We start from the raw sequence: 15,258 nt of genomic DNA on the forward strand, positions 1-15,258 counted from the left end.
GGTTCATCGAGGAATACCGGGGAATGCAGACCGGATCTTGAGGAAGAAGTACTCCTGATCGCGGTAGCCGTAGGCGCGGCGCTTGATGACTTTGATGGTGTTGTTGATGCCCTCGACGATGCTGGTGTTGAGCCGGTGGCGACAGCGAGACAGAATCCCGTGCAGATAGGCTTTTAGCTTGAGCGCGAAGTGAGCCAAGGCGGCGATGCCGCTGCCCTGAGCCTGTTGCAGCCAGTGATCCCATGCCTGGCGGGCGTAGCCGGGGTGTTGGTAGAACCACAGCTGTTTGAGCTCATCGCGCATCAGATAAGCGGTGAGCAAGGGCTGGTTGGCCTGGAGCAACTCGTCCAACTTTACCGATTGGCACGGATCGAGGTTTTTGCGATTGCGCAGCAGTAGCCAGCGACTGGACTTGATCACCCGGCGGGCCGGCTTGTCGTGCCGCAACTGGTTCGCTTGGTCTACACGCACCCGGTCTATCACTTCACGGCCGTACTTGGCCACGACGTGGAACAGGTCGTAGACGATCTCGGCGTTGGGGCAGTTGGCCTGGATCTCCAGCTCATAGGCCGTCGTCATGTCGATCGCTACGGCCCGGATCTGCTGGGCAACCCCAGTTGGCAGTTGTTCGAAGAAGGCTCTGGCCGTCTCGCGCGAGCGGCCATCACCGATCCATAGCACCTGACGGCGGATCGGATCGACAACGACCGTGGCATAACGATGGCCCTTGTGTAGAGCGAACTCGTCCATCGCTAGGTAGTGGATCTGGCTCCAGTCCGGCTCTTGGATCGCCCGTCGCAGCAGGGCCTTGTCCAGCGCCTTGACCGTGTGCCAACCCAGTTGGAAGAAGCGCGCCACGGCCAGAATGTTGCTGGACTCAAGCAACTGGCTGACCGCCTCGGCCAGCCGGTCGGTCACTCGCTGGTAACGGCCCAGCCAGCTCAGCCTCTCCAGATGCGGTCCACCGCACTGCTCGCACCAGACCCGCCGACGCGGCACTACCAGCGTCACTCGCAGCGCCATTAGCGGCAGATCCCGCACCCGGCGCGTGGTCGTCTCATGCACCTGCCGACATCGGTTGCCGCAGTGCTCGCAGTGCATCGTTCGCGCTGAAGGCTTCAGGTAAATCGTGACCGTCCGGCTCTCACCTTCAGGCCACACGACCCGCTCCACCCGATAACCCTCCCACCCACCCAACCTCTCGATCGTCTTGCGGTCCAGCATGATCCCGGCCTTGATCCTTGAAAAATCAAGGATCAAGCGTAACGGCAATCAAGCACGGCTCCACGCTATTCCGCGATGAACCTTTTTTTATGCCGGCGCATCTGGTCCCCCTGGTGGAAGTCGTTCTTTGCGAGGCCAGCGACGCCGCAGCGGCCGACGCGCTCTTTGGCTTCATGCAGCGCTGCGGCATGGTGCCGGTGCGGGTCGCGCGCGACCTGCCAGGTTTCCTGGCCAACCGTCTGCAGCACGCGCTATCGCGCGAGGCCTTCGCCCTTATCGACCAGGGCATAGCCAGCCCTGAAGATGTCGACAACGCGGTACGATTCGGATTCGGTTTTCGCTTTCTGGCAGCCGGGCCCGTCTTGCAGCGCGACCACGCCGGCATAGACGTGCATGCAGCCGCTGGCGCCACGATGTACCCCACGTTCTGCAACGACGATCACCCGGCTCGTTGCCTGACCGAACGCGCTGCCGACGGGCGGCATGGCATGAAGGCGGGCGCAGGCTTTTATGACTGGACACCGGAGGCCATCGCCACGGAACGCCAACGTTATGACAAACTGTTGCGCGCAGGGTTGGCGTTGCTTTCGAACGAACTTCCGGAGATTGAACCGTGACGCTGCTGGCGGACTCGCCCCTGATCATTACCGTGGCGCCCAACGGCGCCTATAAAACCGAACGTGACCACCCGGCCGTGCCGATGACACCCGCGGCGCTGGCTACCGAGGCGCGCGCCTGCCTGGAAGCAGGCGCGGCGATGATGCACATGCATGTACGCACCCCCGAGGGCAAGCATTCGCTCGACGTGCAGGCGTACCGCGACGCGCTGGCCGCTGTTGAAGGCGCCGTAGGCAGCGAGATGCTGGTCCAGGTCACCAGTGAAGCGGCCGGCGTCTACCAGGCTGCCCAGCAGATGGCCATGGTCCGTGAGCTGCGGCCCGAGGCCGTTTCGATCGGATTGCGTGAAATTGCCGTGCCGCAGATCAGCGAGCAGGAGCTGGCGAGCTTTTTTGCCTGGATCGCGGCCGAGCGCATCATGACGCAGGTCATTCTCTACAGCGCCGACGATCTGGCCCGCTGGCAGGACTTCCGCGCACGCGGCCTGGTACCCGAAGGATGTTGGGCACTGCTGTATGTGCTGGGCCGCTACGTGGCCGGACAACAATCCTCGCCGCAGGACTTACTGCCATTTTTGCAGGTCGACGGGCAGACGCTTTCCTGGGCCATCTGCGCCTTTGGCCGCCAGGAAAACGCCTGCGTCACTACCGCAGCGGCCTTGGGAGGGCATATGCGGGTGGGGTTTGAGAACAATCTGCTGCTGCGCGACGGCAGCACGGCCCCCGGCAACAGCGCCCTGGTGGCGCAAGCCGCCGAAGGCGCACGCGTACTGGGGCGCCCCCTGGCCACCGCCGCGCAGGCGCGCGAGATCTACGCCGCGCTGGGCTGAAACCGCATCAAGGCTGAAATGGCAGGGGATCGATGGGTGGCGGTAAGCCGCTCATCAGGCTGCCCAATAGGGCGGCGCTGCCGCAAGCCAACGTAAAGCCCAAGGCGCCCTGCCCTATGTTGAGCCAGAGGTTGTCGGTGCCGCTTGCGCGCCCGATGAGTGGCTTGCCCGTAGGCGTGGCGGGCCGCAAACCGGCCCAGGCGTGCGCCTGGCTCAGGTCCAGGGCAGGAAACGCCTGCATGACCTGCTGCTTGAGCAGCGCGACACGGGCGGGATCAATACCACCGTCATGGCTGCCAATATCCACCATCGCAGCGACTCGCAGGGCACGGCCGACTCGGGCATAAACAATGCGACGCTCGTAATCGGTAACGCTGATGGCCGGCGCGTTCGCCTCACCTGACGCCAACGCAACGGTGAGGCTGTAGCCCTTGAGCGGATACAACGGCACGTCCTGCCCAAGAGGCTTGAGCAGTCCGCGTGTGCCCACGCCTGTGGCCAGAACCACGGCATCGGCGCCGATATCCCCCTGGTCGGTGCGCACCGCCACGACACGCCGGCCTTCGGTCCAAAGGCTGGTGACCGTCGTGTTCATCAGGCATTGCGTACGGCCAAGCGCTTTGAGGCGTTCGTATAGTGCCAGGATGAACTGGTGGCAATCACCCGCCTCTTCGCTGGGGGTGTAGATAGCACCGGCAAGATCGTTGCCCATCCCCGCCAGGGCGGGCTCCAGTGCCAGCGTCGCGGCCGCATCCAGCACCTGCTGCTCGGCGCCCAGACTGGCCTGGTAGCTCGCCAGCTTACGCGCTTTGTCCAGCAGCTCGGCACTGCGATAGACAATCAGTTTGCCATTGCGCAAATGCCCGAAATCGAGCGTCTCCTGCTCAAGTAACCTGTGCAGCACGTCGCGGCTGAGATACGACAGGCTCTGCAATTGCGCCGTAGAGCGGCGCGCCGCCGAGGCATTGCAGGCCAGAGCAAACTGCAGGCACCAGCGCCACTGATGCGGATCCAGACGCGGCCGAAAACGCAAGGGGGAATCGGCGCGCAGCAGCCAGCCCGGCACGCTGGCCAAGACCCCCGGGCCAGCCAGCGGCGCGACGTAGCTGTAGCTCAACTGCCCACCATTGGCATAGCTTGAGACTTCTGCGGGCTGAGCCTGGCTGTCGAGCAGGACGACCTCGTGGCCTTCGCGCGCCAGAAAATAGGCCGTCGTCACGCCTATGACACCCGCACCAATCACGCACACGCGCATATGCCCGCCGCCCGCAAGAGAATAGATAACCTTCCATTCTCCAAGCTCGCCGGCTCAGCGACAAATGCCTATCCAGCGGGCAACCATAACCAAAGGTTGGGTTGCGGCAGGATGGGCACTCCTCAGGCGGCGCGATGCAAACGGATGATGGCCGCGCCGGTGGGCGGGGCCACCAACTCGGCCAGTGTGTACCGATCCAGGCTCTCGTAAAAGCGCTGCAGACTCTCATTAAGAGCGCCCGCCAGTCGGCAGGCGCCCTCGAGTGCACAGGGAGGGTCACCACAATCGACCAACGCACCTTGATGCTCCAGCACCCGCAGCAACTGCCCCACTCGGTAGCTGTCGGCAGCACGCGCCAGCGCCAAACCGCCCCCCTTGCCACGTGTGGCGGCCACCCAGCCCTGCTGTGACATGAAGTGCACGACTTTGACCAGGTGATTGCGTGATATCCCGAAGCGCTCGGCAATCTCCGGGATGGTCACGGGTTTCGCACGATCTCGGCACTGAGTCAGATACATGAGAACGCGCAGGCCAAAATCAGAGAAGCGGGTCAGTTGCATGGAGTTGGAAAGAAAGCGGTGCTACCAGCCCGGGCCGCCGGTACCGAAGGCTTCGGCGTGGATACGGCCGACCGGCACCCCCAGAGCGGTCAGGGATTCGTGTTGAGCCCGCATGAACGGCAGCGGACCACAGAGATAGTAATCCGCCTCAGGCAACATCACCTCGGCCGCGATACGCTGCCAGTCGATTCGCCCCGCGTAGTCGTAATCCACGCCCTGCCGGTCGCTTGGGGCTACCTCTTCATAAAAGACATGCCGGCGCACATTGGCATGCCGGCTGGCAGCCTGCGCGACCGGCTCGCGCATGGCGTGCACGGCGCCGTTGCGGCAGGCGTGAACGAAGCGCAGTTCACGGGCCGGGCCGCCGGCCGCCTGGCGTTGCAACAAGGTGTTGAACATGGCCATCATGGGCGTGATGCCCACTCCGCCAGAAATCATCACCACGGGTGTGTCGGCCTGCACATCGAGTGCAAAATCGCCCTGCGGCGCGGCAACGTCCAGCACATGGCCCTCGTGTACGTGGTCATGCAAGCGGTTGGATACGCGCCCCGCCGGGCCGCTGCCCGCCGGTTCGCGCTTGACAGAAATCCGCAGGCTGTCCTTGCCGGGCGCATCCGACAAACTGTATTGCCTTGGTTGCATCAGACCGAGTTCTGGCACGTAAAGCCGCAGCGAAAGATACTGACCTGGCAGAAAGTCCGGCAGAGCGCCGCCATCGGCCGGTCGCAGGTAAAACGAGGTGATCTCCGCACTTTCGGGGACTTTGCCGACCACCCTGAAACCTCGCCAACCGGTCCAGCCGCCCGCTTGCGAAGCCGCGGCCGCGTACAGCTTCGACTCCATGCCGATGAGCACATCGGCCAACTGGCCATAGGCGGCTGCCCAGGCATGAATCAACGCATCGCTGGCCGCTTCGCCCAGGACCTCACGGATGGAGGCCAGCAAATGCTTGCCCACAACCGCATAGTGCTCGGGGCGTATCCCCAGGCTTACATGCTTGTGCGCGATACGGGTCAGCACGGGTGCCAGCACGGACGGGTCGTCGATATGCTCGGCGTAAGCGGCCACCGCCAGGGCCAGAGCCTGCTGCTGTTGACCGCTTTGTTGGTGCCCTTGATTGAAAACCTGTTTGAGTTCGGGGTTGCCCTCGAACATGCGCGCGTAAAAATGCCGCGTCAGGGCCTCGCCATGGGTTTTCAGTACCGGGGCGGTGGATTTGACCAGCTCACGAACGGTCGTGCTCAGCATGCAGTGCTCCTTGCAGATACCGGTTTTCCGGCTTAAAGATGTATTTATTTTATATCTTTAAGAAAACTATGCAACTTGCAGCCGCGGCCGGCGCGAGGTTAAAACACGGGCTTTGCTGCAACCCTGAAGGATTTCCCCATGAGCACCGATTCGCTCAAGACCACTCTCTCCGACGCCATGAAGCAAGCGATGCGCGACAAGGACGCCGCGCGCCTGGGCACGCTGCGCTTTTTGCTGGCCGCCATCAAGCAGAAGGAAGTCGACGAGCGTCGCGACGTCAGCGACGCCGAGATCACGGCCATCATCGAGAAGCAGGTCAAGCAGCGCCGTGAGTCCATAGCCGCCTTCGAAAACGCCGGGCGCACGCAAACCGCTGACCAGGAAAAAACCGAACTCCTCGTTCTGCAGGAATTCCTGCCACAGGCCGCCAGCGCGGAAGAGGTCGAAGCAGCCGTCGCCGCCGCCATTGCCGACGTACAGGCTCAGGGCGTGACAGGTCCGGCCGCCATGGGCAAGATCATGGCCATTCTTAAGCCGGCCCTGGCTGGCCGCGCCGACATGTCCCAGATCTCGCAACAGGTCAAGGCGCGTCTGGCCTGATCACGGCAGCCTCAGAAGGCGCCGCCAAACAAATCCGGTTGGCGCACGCTGTCCTGGGGGTCGGCAAAGTTGCTCATGCCCACCCCCGCGAGCCGGTAGCGGGTATGCGCGGGCAACTCCACCCGCGCGCACAAGCGCCGTGCAATGGCAGCCAGCTATTCGGCCGAAGACGGCGGCTGCAGCAGAGTATGACTGCGTGTCAGGATGCGGAATCGATCCGTTTTGAGTTTGAGCACTACCGTGCGGCCCAGCTGCCCTTTTTTGCGCGCCTGCTCCCAGACTCGCAGCGCCAGGGGCTGTAGCGTTTCTTCCAATTGCGGCAAATGCAGATCCCGCTCGAAGGTGGTCTCCGATGAAACCTGCTGCAAGGGTTGATCGGGCTGGACTTCGCGCTCATCCACGCCACGTGCCAGCTCATAGAGCCGGCGGCCATAACGCCCGAAATGATGCTCCAGATCAGCCAGACCATGAGCAGCCAGCTCACCCACCGTCTCGATGCCCAGTGCCTGCAGCCGTGCCTGCGTGACCTTGCCCACGTCCGGCACCTTGCGCACCGGCAGGGGTTGTAGAAAAGCCAGCACCTTGGATGGGCGCACCACGAACAGCCCGTCGGGTTTGTTCCAGTCGGAGGCAATCTTGGCCAAAAACTTGTGGTTCATCGCGGAATAGCGTGGAGCCGTGCTTGATTGCCGTTACGCTTGATCCTTGATTTTTCAAGGATCAAGGCCGGGATCATGCTGGACCGCAAGACGATCGAGAGGTTGGGTGGGTGGGAAGGTTATCGGGTGGAGCGGGTCGTGTGGCCTGAAGGTGAGAGCCGGACGGTCACGATTTACCTGAAGCCTTCAGCGCGAACGATGCACTGCGAGCACTGCGGCAACCGATGTCGGCAGGTGCATGAGACGACCACGCGCCGGGTGCGGGATCTGCCGCTAATGGCGCTGCGAGTGACGCTGGTAGTGCCGCGTCGGCGGGTCTGGTGCGAGCAGTGCGGTGGACCGCATCTGGAGAGGCTGAGCTGGCTGGGCCGTTACCAGCGAGTGACCGACCGGCTGGCCGAGGCGGTCAGCCAGTTGCTTGAGTCCAGCAACATTCTGGCCGTGGCGCGCTTCTTCCAACTGGGTTGGCACACGGTCAAGGCGCTGGACAAGGCCCTGCTGCGACGGGCGATCCAAGAGCCGGACTGGAGCCAGATCCACTACCTAGCGATGGACGAGTTCGCTCTACACAAGGGCCATCGTTATGCCACGGTCGTTGTCGATCCGATCCGCCGTCAGGTGCTATGGATCGGTGATGGCCGCTCGCGCGAGACGGCCAGAGCCTTCTTCGAACAACTGCCAACTGGGGTTGCCCAGCAGATCCGGGCCGTAGCGATCGACATGACGACGGCCTATGAGCTGGAGATCCAGGCCAACTGCCCCAACGCCGAGATCGTCTACGACCTGTTCCACGTCGTGGCCAAGTACGGCCGTGAAGTGATAGACCGGGTGCGTGTAGACCAAGCGAACCAGTTGCGGCACGACAAGCCGGCCCGCCGGGTGATCAAGTCCAGTCGCTGGCTACTGCTGCGCAATCGCAAAAACCTCGATCCGTGCCAATCGGTAAAGTTGGACGAGTTGCTCCAGGCCAACCAGCCCTTGCTCACCGCTTATCTGATGCGCGATGAGCTCAAACAGCTGTGGTTCTACCAACACCCCGGCTACGCCCGCCAGGCATGGGATCACTGGCTGCAACAGGCTCAGGGCAGCGGCATCGCCGCCTTGGCTCACTTCGCGCTCAAGCTAAAAGCCTATCTGCACGGGATTCTGTCTCGCTGTCGCCACCGGCTCAACACCAGCATCGTCGAGGGCATCAACAACACCATCAAAGTCATCAAGCGCCGCGCCTACGGCTACCGCGATCAGGAGTACTTCTTCCTCAAGATCCGGTCTGCATTCCCCGGTATTCCTCGATGAACCAAACTTGTTGGGTGCCACGCCTGCCGAGGCGGTCAACCCGGTTTCCTGGCGGATCTGACAGCGGATGGCCTCGGCCACCGCGGTGGCCGAGGCCAGACCCTGCTTGTTGACCGTCACATCCAGATAAGCCTCGTCCAACGACAGAGGCTCTATCAGGTCCGTGTGGCGAGCGAAGATTTCGCGGACTTGCCTGGAGACGGCGCGGTAGCGATTGAAATCGGGCGGAACGTAGATGGCATCCGGGCACAAACGCTGCGCGCGCGACACCGCCATGGCCGAATGCACGCCAAACGGCCTGGCCTCGTACGAGGCCGCACAGACCACCGAGCGGGCGCCGGTCCAGGCCACGATCACAGGCAGCCCTTTCAGCTCGGGACGGTCGCGTTGCTCGACGGACGCGTAGAAAGCGTCCATGTCGATATGCACGATTTTGCGTGTCGGGTCGGTCATGGCAAACACGGAAGCGCGGCCCCGGGGCCGCCAAAACCACTGGATAAATATACGGTAGCGCTATTATGACCGAGACTGACCACGCAGGGGACAGCGCCCTGGGTGCAGATTCGCTTTCGCGCTACAGTGCGGGGTTTTCCGGCACTTTCGGCCTTCCGGCCCCTCAATTTACCCATGACGCAACAGAACACGACAGACCGCGAGCCCACGGACTACTTCGGCCTGGATATCCCCTTGATGGACTACATGGGCCTGATCCCGGAATCCATCTCCGAAGGGGTGGCACGCTGCCGCCTGCCCTGCCGGCGCGAATTGACCAACAGCCGCGGCCACGTGCATGGCGGCACCATGATGAGTGTGCTGGATTTCACCCTGAGCGCGGCGGCACGCGGCAATCAGGTGCAGGTAGGCATGGCCACCATTGACATGACCACCAGTTTCCTGGCGCCCGGGCTGGGCGATCTGGTGGTCGAGGCACGCTGCCTGAGAAAAGGCGGCTCCATCGCCTTCTGCGAAGGCGAAATCCGTGACGAGAAAGGCCAGTTGGTGGCCAAGGCCTCGGCCACCTTCAAGCTGGTCATGCAGCGTCCGGGCAGCGACTGAAACCCGGCGGCACGGCCGGCTTGCCGCGTCAACGCGGCTGTGGCCGCTTCCAGACCTCTTCCTTGGGCTGCGGATCACCCGGCATGTACGCAACGCAGGACGGCACACCAAAGGTGATGGCCTCCTTCATGGCGCGCATGGCATCGGCATTCCAGATGCTGCGCCCCCACATATTGATGTGCACGGACGAGGTCGATGGCCCCGTGCCCGTGATCTGCACACGCGCCATTTCGTTGTCGCCGAAAGGCGCGAGCACGCGCATGATGGCCGAACCGCCGTCGAGGCGGCCGTCCACACGATAGCCGCCCTGGCCGACCAGGCAGCGTTCTGCCTGCGCCACGGCCGCATCATAGGCCGCCTTGACCGGTACCTGTGCCTGCATGTCCTGCGACAGCGCGCCGCCGTCAGGTCCGGATCCGACCGCACAACCGGCCAGGGCCAGAACCGCTGCGGCAAGAGGGATGGCTTTGTACATGATTCCTCCATAGACTGCGCGGAATTATCCCGCATTCGCGCCGGTTCGACACCTGAAGGACGCCTGTGGCATGATCGAAAACTCCAGACGCGGCATTCCTTAAGGCGGGCCGCGCGCATTCCGGAGGTCATCTTGTTCAACATTCTCTCCCGCACTCTTCTGGCCGCCGGCCTGATCGGCGCCAGCCTGGGCGCTGCGGCGCAACAGCCCCCGCACCAATACCCCCTGAAAGATTTCTTCCGCAACCCGGAAAAAGGCTTCTTCCGTTTGGCCGACGACGGCAAAACGCTGGGTTTCATGCAACCGGTCAGCATTGACGGCAGTCCCCCCCGCATGAATATCTACGTGCAGACGCTGGCTGCCGGTCAACCGCAGGGCCAGGCACGTAAGCTCACCAGCGAAAGCGCACGCGACATCAGCAATTTCTTCTGGAAGGGCTCGCACACCGTCCTCTATCAAAAAGATTTCGGCGGTGACGAGAATTTCCACGTGGTCGCCGTGGACATCCACAGCGGCAAAGTCACCAATCTGACTCCGTTCGAAGGCGTGCGAGCCGGCATCGAAGACGATCTGCCCGACGACCCCGATCACATCCTGATCTCGCACAACCAGCGCGATCCACAAATCTTCGACGTGTATCGGGTCAATGTACACACGGGCCAGGCGACACGTGTGGCGGAAAATCCCGGCAATGTGGTGGGTTGGCAGACCGATCACCAGGGCCGCGTGCGCGCAGCCGTCACCAGCGACGGACTCAACAGCACCCTGTTGTACCGCGACGACGAGCAATCGCCCTTCCGCCCCCTGATCACCACCGACTACCGCACCAGTGTCAGCCCGTCGTTCTTCACGTTTGACGGCAAAAAACTCTACGCGCTGTCCAATCGCGGCCGAGACCGACTGGCGCTGGTGGTCATCGACCCGGCCAGCCCTGACGCTGAAGAGAAAATCTTCGAAGCCGATACCGTCGATCTGGACGGCGCCGGATTTTCACGCAAGCGCAAGGTGCTCACGCTGGCGGCCTACCAAACGGACAAACCGCAGTACCGTTTCTTCGACGATGAAACCCGCCAACTTTTCGACAAGCTCAAGCGGCATCTGCCGGGCTACGAGTTCGCGCTGCAAAGCTGGAATCACGCCGAAGACACCTTCATCGTCGCGGCCTACAACGACCGCACGGCCGGTGTGCGCTACCTCTACGATGCCAACCACGACAAGCTGCACGAGCTGGCAGTCATCAACCCGGCGCTGCCCGAGGCCGACATGGCCACGGTCAAGCCCATTCAGTACACCTCGCGTGACGGGCTCACCATCCACGGCTACCTGACCCTGCCCAAAGGCCGCGATCCGAAAAATCTGGCCTGCATCGTCAATCCGCACGGTGGCCCTTGGGCCCGCGACGGCTGGGGCTACAACCCGGAAGTGCAGTTCCTGGCCAACCGGGGCTTTTGCATCCTGCAGATGAACTTCCGCGGATCGACCGGTTATGGCCGCAAGTTCTGGGAAGCCAGCTTCGGCCAATGGGGTCTTGCCATGCAGGACGATATTACCGACGGCGTTCGGTGGCTGATCGACCAGGGCATCGCCGATCCCAAGCGCATCGGTATCTACGGCGGCAGCTACGGCGGCTATGCCACGCTGGCTGGCATCACCTTCACGCCAGACCTGTATGCGGCAGCCGTGGACTATGTCGGCGTATCCAATCTGTTCACTTTCATGCAGACCATACCGCCCTACTGGAAGCCTATGCTGGCGAAGATGCAGGACATGGTGGGCGACCCCGAACGTGACAAAGCGCGTCTGACGGCGACCTCGCCAGCTCTGCACGTCGACCGCATCAAAACCCCGCTGTTCATTGCCCAAGGCGCAAAGGACCCGCGCGTCAACAAAGCCGAGAGCGACCAGGTCGTGCAGGCGTTGCGCGCCCGGGGCGTGGAAGTCGAATACATGGTCAAAGACAACGAAGGCCACGGTTTCCATAACGAAGAGAACAAATTCGAGTTCTATTCGGCCATGGAAAAATTCTTCGTCGACCACCTCAAACCGTAAACCGCCGCCCGCCGGCACGTAAACGATAGGGACGCTGCCTTCACCGGCAGTGTCCCTTTTTTTGATTGCCACGCACGCCCCCGTAGCCATCCGCCTGCTCGCCATGTTTGGTTACGGAAACCTTTGGCCCCTCGGGCCGGTCTATGCGGTTCTGCCCTAGAATCGGCTCCGATGAATCACGCACCGCACTCCAAGAACCGCTTGCCCAACGCTGGCGGCAAACGACGTCTTCTCCTTCAAGCAGGTATCGCCGCGGGCGGGCTGGCGCTTTGCGGCCTGATCACGCTGGGACTGGCGCTGGCCATGGCATGGCCTAGCCTGCCCGAGCTGCACGCCATGACGGATTACCGTCCTCGGGTGCCGCTGCGCGTCTATACGGCCGACAAGGTCCTCATCGGCGAATTCGGTGAAGAACACCGCAACGTGCTGCGCTTCGACGAAATTCCCGAAGTCATGCGTCATGCGGTGCTGGCCGCCGAAGACGACCGCTTCTATGAGCACAACGGCATCGACTGGACGGGCGTGCTGCGGGCGAGTCTGACGAATCTGGTGAAGATGTCCAAGACGCAAGGCGCCAGCACCATTACCATGCAGGTAGCTCGCAACTTCTACTTGTCGTCGGAAAAAACCTATTCGCGCAAGTTCTACGAGTTGCTGCTCACTTACAAGATCGAATCCGAGCTCACCAAGGATCAGATCCTGGAGCTCTACATGAACCAGATTTATCTGGGTCATCGGGTCTACGGGTTTGCTGCGGCAGCACGAACCTACTTCGGCAAACCCTTGGCCGATGTCACACCGGCCGAAGCCGCCATGCTCGCCGGCATTCCCAAAGCCCCCTCCCGCTCCAACCCGCTGTCCAACTTTGATCGCGCCAAGGCGCGTCAGGGCTATGTACTGAGCCGCATGCAGGCGCTGGGTTTTCTCACGCCCGAGCAAGTCACTGCCGCACGCGGCGAGAAAATCTCGGTACGCGGCTCTGAGGGCGGTGCCACACATGGCTACGCAGTGCGCGGCGAGTACCCCGCCGAGCTGGCGCGCCAACTGATGTATGGCGTCTTCAAGGAAGACGCTTACACACGCGGCATCGACGTCTACACCACGATCGATTCCAAGGCTCAACAGGCCGCCTATCGCGCAGTGCGTGACGGGGTGCTCGACTACACCCGCCGCGCACCCTATCCGGGTCCTGAAGGCCAGGTGGATCTGCCTGACGGCATCGAGCGTGACACCCAGGCGTTTGATGACATTCTCGACGGCGTGCAGGAAGAACATGCCGACAGCGACGGCCTGTATTCCGGTGTGGTGCTCTCTGCCAGCCCCAGCGAAGTCAAAGTGGCCCGAAGCAGCAATGACATCATCACCATCAACGACAAGAAGGCGCTGGCCGTCGTGGCACGCGCGCTCCATCCCAAAGCCGCGTCAGACCTGCGCCTGCAGCGCGGCTCGGTCGTTTATCTGCACAAGACCGACGATGGCTGGGAGATCATCAACATGCCGGCTCTGCAGGCGGCCTTGGTCTCGCTGCGTCCGCAGGATGGCGCCATTCGTGCCATGGTGGGCGGCTTTGACTATTTCCGAGGTTCCTTCAACCGCGTCACCCAGGCCTGGCGCCAGCCTGGCTCGACCATCAAGCCTTTCATCTATGCGGCCGCGCTCGAGCGCGGTTTCACCCCCGGCACGCAGATCTCCGACCAGCCCTTCATGCTGACGGCCGCGCAGACCGGATCACGCGACTGGCAGCCAAAGAACGACAACAACCAATACGAGCCTATGCTGACCCTGCGCGAAGGGCTCTATCGCTCCAAGAACATGGTGTCGATCCGGCTGCTGCAGGCCATCACGCCGCAATACGGGCAGGACTACCTGACGCGCTTCGGCTTTGATCGCGATCGCTGGCCAGCCGTCTTGCCCATCGCCCTGGGTGCGGGCGCGGCCACGCCGTTGCAAGTCGCCAATGCCTACAGCGTGTTCGCCAACGGCGGCTACCTGCTGACCCCGTTTCTGATCGATCACGTCACCGATCGCTCGGGCAAAGTATTGATGCAGGCCAAACCCGAGTCCGCGGGTGACGAATCCGTCCGCGCCATCGATCCGCGCACGGCCTGGGTGATGGACGACATCATGCACGACACCACCGTCAAGGGGACTGCGGCCAGGGTCTATCGCACCCTCAAACGCGGTGACCTGGCCGGCAAGACCGGCACCACCAACGGCTCGGTCGACGTGTGGTTCTCCGGTTACAACCGCGATATGGTCACAACCGTCTGGATGGGTTTTGACCAGCCTCGCAGCCTCGGCAGCAATGAGTTCGGCAGCGGCCTGGCGCTGACCACCTGGCTGGACTACGCCAGCCCCATGCTAAAAGGGGTCGCCGAAACGCCGCGCCCTGCCCGGCCGCAAGGGTTGATTGTCGACAACGGCAATTACTATTTCAGTGAGTTCCCGCCCGGACAGGCCATCGCCGCCCTGGATTTGAGCACGGGAGACTCTCTGTCAGACTTCCTGAACAATTACCGCCCGGCCGATGACAGCGACACGCGCGTGCGTCAGCCCGGTCAGTCCGCGCCGCCATTGAGCATCCCCGTCCCGGCAGCGCCGCCGGCAGCCCGCAGTACCTCGGACTCCGCGCCGACTGCCGGCCGGCTCGGCGCCATTCAGGCGCCGGGCGCCATTGCGACCCGCCCTTTATAGCGGCGTCGTGCGCGCCGGCTTAGGCCAGGCACTCAGGCTGCCCAGATCCAGCAGCGTGAAGTACCCATCCTCCTGCCAGCCTCCGGTGTCGATATGGTAGACATTGCCCAACACCACGGGTTGGGACAGCGGCGTGTGCCCGGCCACCACGGCCCGTACATTGGCCACGCCGCTGGCATCCGCCTGGGCCAAACGATCGCGCGACCATTGCGCCCTGCCGCGAGAACGCCGGCGATGCGTGCGCATCGCCCCGGCAAGCCTGGACCAGTCGCGCACCGGGCTGTCAGCATGTAACAAGCCGATTGCCCCCGCTGCCGTTTGCAGTTCGATCACCACGGGCAGCGCTTCGTAGCGCGCCGCCAACGCCTGCTGCCGGGCTGCGGGCAGATCCAGAAACCACCCCCCACCGTAGCGGCGCCAGTTATCGACATCGACCAGGCCGTTGCGGACATGACGCACGGCCAGATCCTCATGGTTACCCTGCACCGCGAAAAACCAGGGTTCATCCAGCCAATCGACTGCCGCCTCGCTGTGCGGGCCCCGGTCGATCATATCCCCCACCGAAAACAGGCGGTCACAGGCGGGATCGAAGCCAAAACGGTCGAGCACCTGCTTCAGCCGCGGAAAATGTCCGTGGATATCGCCCACGGCGAGGTCCCGGCCCCGGAATTGGCATCGATACGAAGAATCCCACT

At 62.9% G+C, this 15,258-nt stretch carries 12 protein-coding genes and 3 pseudogenes; 7 read left to right on the top strand and 8 right to left on the bottom strand.

From position 1 onward, the window contains the following. Positions 1–3 precede the first annotated feature (3 nt). Positions 4–1,224 (bottom strand): ISL3 family transposase, encoded by a 1,221-nt coding sequence (locus LK440_RS10300; protein WP_005011985.1) that lies wholly within the window; start codon positions 1,222–1,224, stop codon positions 4–6. 83 nt (positions 1,225–1,307) lie between these two features. Between LK440_RS10300 and LK440_RS10305 the strand changes: the two are divergent. Then, positions 1,308–1,841, top strand: a pseudogene (locus tag LK440_RS10305) (3-hydroxyacyl-CoA dehydrogenase family protein); the annotation flags it as partial. Further along, positions 1,838–2,671, top strand: a complete 834-nt coding sequence (locus tag LK440_RS10310; protein WP_005019139.1) for a BKACE family enzyme — start codon at positions 1,838–1,840, stop codon at positions 2,669–2,671. The pseudogene LK440_RS10305 and the gene LK440_RS10310, both read left to right, overlap by 4 nt. Positions 2,672–2,678: 7 nt before the next feature. Here LK440_RS10310 and LK440_RS10315 read toward each other — a convergent pair whose 3' ends face one another. From LK440_RS10315 to hmpA, 3 genes are all read right to left on the bottom strand, one after another. Next, the gene (locus tag LK440_RS10315) at positions 2,679–3,926 is read right to left on the bottom strand and encodes a D-amino acid dehydrogenase (protein ID WP_005012970.1); all 1,248 of its coding nucleotides are present in this window, start codon (positions 3,924–3,926) and stop codon (positions 2,679–2,681) included. A 122-nt stretch (positions 3,927–4,048) separates the two neighbouring features. Further along, positions 4,049–4,486, bottom strand: a complete 438-nt coding sequence (locus tag LK440_RS10320) for an Rrf2 family transcriptional regulator (protein WP_005012967.1) — start codon at positions 4,484–4,486, stop codon at positions 4,049–4,051. A gap of 21 nt (positions 4,487–4,507) precedes the next feature. After that, the gene (gene hmpA, locus LK440_RS10325; RefSeq protein WP_005012964.1) at positions 4,508–5,734 is read right to left on the bottom strand and encodes an NO-inducible flavohemoprotein; all 1,227 of its coding nucleotides are present in this window, start codon (positions 5,732–5,734) and stop codon (positions 4,508–4,510) included. Positions 5,735–5,872: 138 nt separating this feature from the next. Here hmpA and LK440_RS10330 point away from each other — a divergent pair, with 138 nt between their 5' ends. Further along, positions 5,873–6,334 carry a GatB/YqeY domain-containing protein gene (locus LK440_RS10330; protein WP_005012947.1) on the top strand — a complete coding sequence of 154 codons (462 nt, stop codon included), beginning with the start codon at positions 5,873–5,875 and terminating at the stop codon, positions 6,332–6,334. Positions 6,335–6,345: 11 nt separating this feature from the next. Here LK440_RS10330 and LK440_RS10335 read toward each other — a convergent pair. Then, positions 6,346–6,987: pseudogene (locus LK440_RS10335) on the bottom strand (DinB/UmuC family translesion DNA polymerase); the annotation flags it as partial. An 81-nt stretch (positions 6,988–7,068) separates the two neighbouring features. Between LK440_RS10335 and LK440_RS10340 the strand changes: the two are divergent. Further along, positions 7,069–8,289 (top strand): ISL3 family transposase, encoded by a 1,221-nt coding sequence (locus LK440_RS10340; protein WP_005011985.1) that lies wholly within the window; start codon positions 7,069–7,071, stop codon positions 8,287–8,289. On the opposite strand, the pseudogene LK440_RS10345 reads toward LK440_RS10340, so the two are convergent. Next, positions 8,257–8,742 (bottom strand): annotated as a pseudogene (locus tag LK440_RS10345) (DNA polymerase IV); the annotation flags it as partial. The gene LK440_RS10340 and the pseudogene LK440_RS10345 overlap by 33 nt on opposite strands. A 174-nt stretch (positions 8,743–8,916) precedes the next feature. Here LK440_RS10345 and LK440_RS10350 point away from each other — a divergent pair. After that, positions 8,917–9,345 carry a PaaI family thioesterase gene (locus tag LK440_RS10350; RefSeq protein WP_005012942.1) on the top strand — a complete coding sequence of 143 codons (429 nt, stop codon included), beginning with the start codon at positions 8,917–8,919 and terminating at the stop codon, positions 9,343–9,345. Between the two features lie 28 nt (positions 9,346–9,373). Here LK440_RS10350 and LK440_RS10355 read toward each other — a convergent pair whose 3' ends face one another. Continuing rightward, positions 9,374–9,820, bottom strand: coding sequence for a BPTD_2524 family lipoprotein (locus LK440_RS10355; RefSeq protein ID WP_005012941.1), 447 nt, complete (start codon positions 9,818–9,820; stop codon positions 9,374–9,376). Between the two features lie 132 nt (positions 9,821–9,952). On the opposite strand from LK440_RS10355, the gene LK440_RS10360 reads away from it, so the two are divergent. Beyond that, positions 9,953–11,869, top strand: coding sequence for a S9 family peptidase (locus LK440_RS10360; protein ID WP_005012939.1), 1,917 nt, complete (start codon positions 9,953–9,955; stop codon positions 11,867–11,869). A gap of 171 nt (positions 11,870–12,040) precedes the next feature. Next, complete coding sequence (locus tag LK440_RS10365; protein ID WP_005012937.1) at positions 12,041–14,563, top strand: penicillin-binding protein 1A; 2,523 nt, start codon at positions 12,041–12,043, stop codon at positions 14,561–14,563. Here LK440_RS10365 and LK440_RS10370 read toward each other — a convergent pair. Next, a complete protein-coding gene (locus tag LK440_RS10370) occupies positions 14,558–15,211 on the bottom strand; it encodes a metallophosphoesterase (protein ID WP_005012934.1) in 654 nt (217 codons plus the stop codon). The two genes, LK440_RS10365 and LK440_RS10370, sit on opposite strands and share 6 nt — an antisense overlap. Between the last annotated feature and the right edge of the window lie 47 nt (positions 15,212–15,258).

The sequence above is a fragment of the Bordetella holmesii genome (genome assembly GCF_020735985.1).
GTDB classification, from domain to species: Bacteria; Pseudomonadota; Gammaproteobacteria; order Burkholderiales; family Burkholderiaceae_B; genus Bordetella; species Bordetella holmesii.

Bases quoted from the DNA above. Each gene is read 5' to 3' on its own strand.
- LK440_RS10330 (WP_005012947.1), top strand. From the start codon at position 5,873: ATGAGCACCGATTCGCTCAAGACCACTCTCTCCGACGCCATGAAGCAA.
- hmpA (WP_005012964.1), bottom strand. From the start codon at position 5,734: ATGCTGAGCACGACCGTTCGTGAGCTGGTCAAATCCACCGCCCCGGTA.
- LK440_RS10320 (WP_005012967.1), bottom strand. From the start codon at position 4,486: ATGCAACTGACCCGCTTCTCTGATTTTGGCCTGCGCGTTCTCATGTAT.
- LK440_RS10365 (WP_005012937.1), top strand. From the start codon at position 12,041: ATGAATCACGCACCGCACTCCAAGAACCGCTTGCCCAACGCTGGCGGC.
- LK440_RS10355 (WP_005012941.1), bottom strand. From the start codon at position 9,820: ATGTACAAAGCCATCCCTCTTGCCGCAGCGGTTCTGGCCCTGGCCGGT.
- LK440_RS10350 (WP_005012942.1), top strand. From the start codon at position 8,917: ATGACGCAACAGAACACGACAGACCGCGAGCCCACGGACTACTTCGGC.
- LK440_RS10300 (WP_005011985.1), bottom strand. From the start codon at position 1,224: ATGCTGGACCGCAAGACGATCGAGAGGTTGGGTGGGTGGGAGGGTTAT.
- LK440_RS10340 (WP_005011985.1), top strand. From the start codon at position 7,069: ATGCTGGACCGCAAGACGATCGAGAGGTTGGGTGGGTGGGAAGGTTAT.
- LK440_RS10315 (WP_005012970.1), bottom strand. From the start codon at position 3,926: ATGCGCGTGTGCGTGATTGGTGCGGGTGTCATAGGCGTGACGACGGCC.